Origin of the sequence: Thiorhodococcus mannitoliphagus, assembly GCF_010915725.1 — a bacterium.
Lineage (GTDB): Bacteria > Pseudomonadota > Gammaproteobacteria > Chromatiales > Chromatiaceae > Thiorhodococcus > Thiorhodococcus mannitoliphagus.
In genome coordinates this window covers 1-3,094 of the sequence record NZ_JAAIJR010000263.1, presented here as the reverse complement: position 1 = coordinate 3,094, position 3,094 = coordinate 1, and the positions used below count along the sequence as shown (strand labels likewise).

The 3,094-nt window shown below is 65.0% G+C and carries 3 protein-coding genes; all 3 read left to right on the top strand.

All coding sequences use genetic code 11. The annotated features are described in order from the left end of the window. The first annotated feature begins 6 nt into the window (after positions 1-6). The 3 genes from G3480_RS25830 to G3480_RS25820 all read left to right on the top strand — a co-directional run bounded on the left by G3480_RS25830 (position 7) and on the right by G3480_RS25820 (position 2,547). Positions 7-390, top strand: a complete 384-nt coding sequence (locus tag G3480_RS25830; protein ID WP_338114228.1) for a hypothetical protein — start codon at positions 7-9, stop codon at positions 388-390. Between the two features lie 239 nt (positions 391-629). Beyond that, positions 630-1,904 carry a YfdX family protein gene (locus tag G3480_RS25825; protein WP_164657076.1) on the top strand — a complete coding sequence of 425 codons (1,275 nt, stop codon included), beginning with the start codon at positions 630-632 and terminating at the stop codon, positions 1,902-1,904. Between the two features lie 61 nt (positions 1,905-1,965). Continuing rightward, entirely contained in the window at positions 1,966-2,547 is a 582-nt protein-coding gene (locus tag G3480_RS25820; RefSeq protein WP_164657075.1) for a DedA family protein, read from the top strand. The last annotated feature ends 547 nt before the right edge of the window (positions 2,548-3,094 follow it).

The following is a 3,094-nucleotide window of genomic DNA, read 5'->3' as shown; positions in this document are numbered from 1 at the left end:
GACTGACTGTCCGGCTTCGATCGGAACGGCTGTCCGCTTTCCTTCGGACTGGGTGTCCGGTTTCACTGGAATACGCAGGCCACACGACAGGCGCGCCACATGGTCACGGCCTGGGGCATGAGCGACCTCGGCCTAGCGTCCTATGAATCCTCGGGAGAGGACCGCTTCTTGGGCTATGAGCTGGGCCAAGGCCGTCCCTACAGTGAGGAGACGGCCCGGCGCATCGACGCAGAGGTGAGCCGTCTCCTGTCTGAGAGCCACGCGGCGGTCCTCGAGCGCTTGTCCTCAGCGCGCGACCGGCTGGACGGCCTCGCGCAAGCCCTGCTGGAGCGCGAGACGGTCGGCGGGGATGAACTCGTCGAGCTGCTGGGGCCGCGTCCCGCGAGATAGGACGCCCGATCGTCGATGCGCGCTGACCTGGTCGCTGTCAACCAACTCGCCTGGTCGAGAGTCACCAGGGCAGCACCTGCTTCCCCATGCCACTCTCGTAACACGCTGACTGAATTGAATGTTCGATGAGGCACGCCCGATGCTTATGAAACGACGAGCGGCTGGCCTCGACAGCAGCCAGCGTCTGCTCTCCCAAGTCCAAAGCAAAGCACACCAGAGATCCCCAGGAGATCGCCCCGATGAATAAGAAGACACTCACCTCACCCTTGGCTGCCGCCCTCTTGATCGCGCTTGGGACGGCCACGCCGGCGTTCGCGGTCGACTCGGGGACGGGCGCCCAGAGTGCGACGGAAACGCATGCGCCTGCGGCCGCAGACGCGTCGCGCGTGCCCGGTCTGGCCGTCAAAGTCCTCCGTGACATCGCCGATGCCCGGGGTGCCCTGCACGGAGACGCCCCAGACCTCATCAGAGCCAAAACGCTGCTCGACCAGGCAGAGCACACCTTGGACGACGTCCAGCAGATGCTCCCGACCACCCTCATCAAAGACCGTATCTGGGTTGCCAAGAAGCACCTGGAGTACGAAGACACCGAAGCGGTTCTCCCGGACCTGGTGCCCATCTATGCCTCGCTCGATGAGCTGGTGGGAGTCATGCCAACCGAAGCGGCCAAGACCTATCTCGACCGCGCCCAGCAGGCCCTTGAGAAAGGCGACAAGCCTGTCGCCACGGAGCAACTGCAGGCGGTCGATGCGGCGCTGCTCTATGTCGAGGCCGACCTCCCCTTGAGCAGTACCCGACACCTCATCGCGCAGGCCAAGACCGACATCGCCAAGCAGGACGCCAAGGCGGCGGATCAAGCCCTGGCGGATGCCGAAGACAACGTGGTCTTTGTCTCCATCGGGATCGAATCACCCCTGACCCAAGCGAAGGAATCGCTCTGGCGGGCCTGGAAGGACCGCGAGTTGGGCCGCGTGGACTACGCGAAAGCAGAGCTGAGCCGTGCCGTGGCCTACTTGGAGCAAGCCGCGCAGAGCACGGACAAGGTCACGCGCGAGGCGGCTGCCGGCCTGGTCTCCGAGGTGCGCGAGCTGCATGGCATGCTGGAGGCTAACGACACGTCGATCAGCCGCCAGCTCGAACAGACCTGGCAGACGGCCAAAGCGCTCTCCGAGCGCTCGGCCGAATACATCAGCACCAGCTGGCAACGGCTGCGCGCGGGCCGTGAGGACAAGAAAGAGCTGATCGAGGCTAAGCTGCACCTCGCGGACGCGCGTATCGACCACGTCTATACCGCAGACGACGATGCCGCCAAGGCGGAGCTCGCCGAAGCGAAGGGCTATCTGGACACGGCACTGCCGCTTGCGGACCAGGCGCACAAGGCCGAGGTCCAAGCCCTGCTCACCCAAGTCGGTGCCCTCGACCAAGCAGTGAGCACGGGCGACGCCAAGGCCAGCAGCGCGAAGGCCTTCCAGGAAGCCGAGGGGGTTTTAGCGGACCTGATTCACCAGCTCTGACCCGCCGCGGCTCACCAGACCTCGCGCGGAGATCGCACCCTTGACCGGATTCGAGACGACAATGGCGACCATAACACCCTGGCTGCAGGCCTACGGATATCCTGTCCTGGTGGTGGCCGTCGCCCTTGAGGGCGCAGCCATTCCCCTGCCCGGCGGCATCCTCATGGCCGCGGCGGCCATCCTCGCAGCACATGGCGTGCTGAGCCTGGCGGGCGTGCTCTTTGCCTGCTGGCCGGCCGCCGTCGCCGGGGACAACCTGGGCTATTGGATGGGACGCAGCGGTGGCCGCCGCCTCTTGCTGCGGGGTGGTGTGCGTCGTCAACGCCTCGGCCGGCTCCAACGGTTCTTCAAACGCTTCGGGGTCTGGCTCATCCTCTTCGGGCGCTTCTTCGACGGCACCCGTCAGCTCGACGGTCTGGTCGCCGGGAGCGCCCGCATGCCCTGGCGGCGGTTCTTCATCGCGGACCTCATCGGAACCGCCCTCTGGGTGCTCATCTGGGTCGTCGGACTCTACGCCTTCGATCAACACCCTGGGGCCATCCATCGCCTCATCCTGCAGCTCAACCCCTGGATCGCGACCCTCTTTGTAGTCGCGCTGAGCCTGGTACTTTGGACACTGCTGCCGCGCAGCACGCCGGATTGAGCACCACCTATGGGGTCAGCTCCAAAGACCTAACTCACGACCGCGCTCACCGGCCGAGCACCTGAGTCTTAAAGCTGGCCGCGAGGGGCTGGGACGTCGAGATCCTCCAGATCAAAGGTACCGGGCTTCGCCCTTGAGCGGCATCCCTGCCTGCTCACAGCCTTCACGGCAGCCCCCATCACTGAGTCGATGTCAGCGACCCGCACCGCCAGCACCTTGCTATGGTGCGCTAAGACGAGACCTACCCCCTCTATATTCACTCGCGCCCAGATCGACTCTTGTGATCGCGATCAATTCGACCAGGCGCTCGCCTGGCTGGAGAACTCGGCCTGAGCCTTGGGGAAATGGTCGGAGGGCGCGTCGTGCACCTGCTCGTCAGGCTCCGTGCGACGCGGCCCTTCTGTTGTACCCTGTCTGCTGCCCTAACCTGTTCAGATGGTCAGGTGACCCGATGTTCACACCATCGTCCCTTCAGAAGATGTCTCAACCGATCGGTCGCTTCCCTCCCACGGGTCCGCTCGGGTGCGTTCCCCGTGCTCAACGGTAC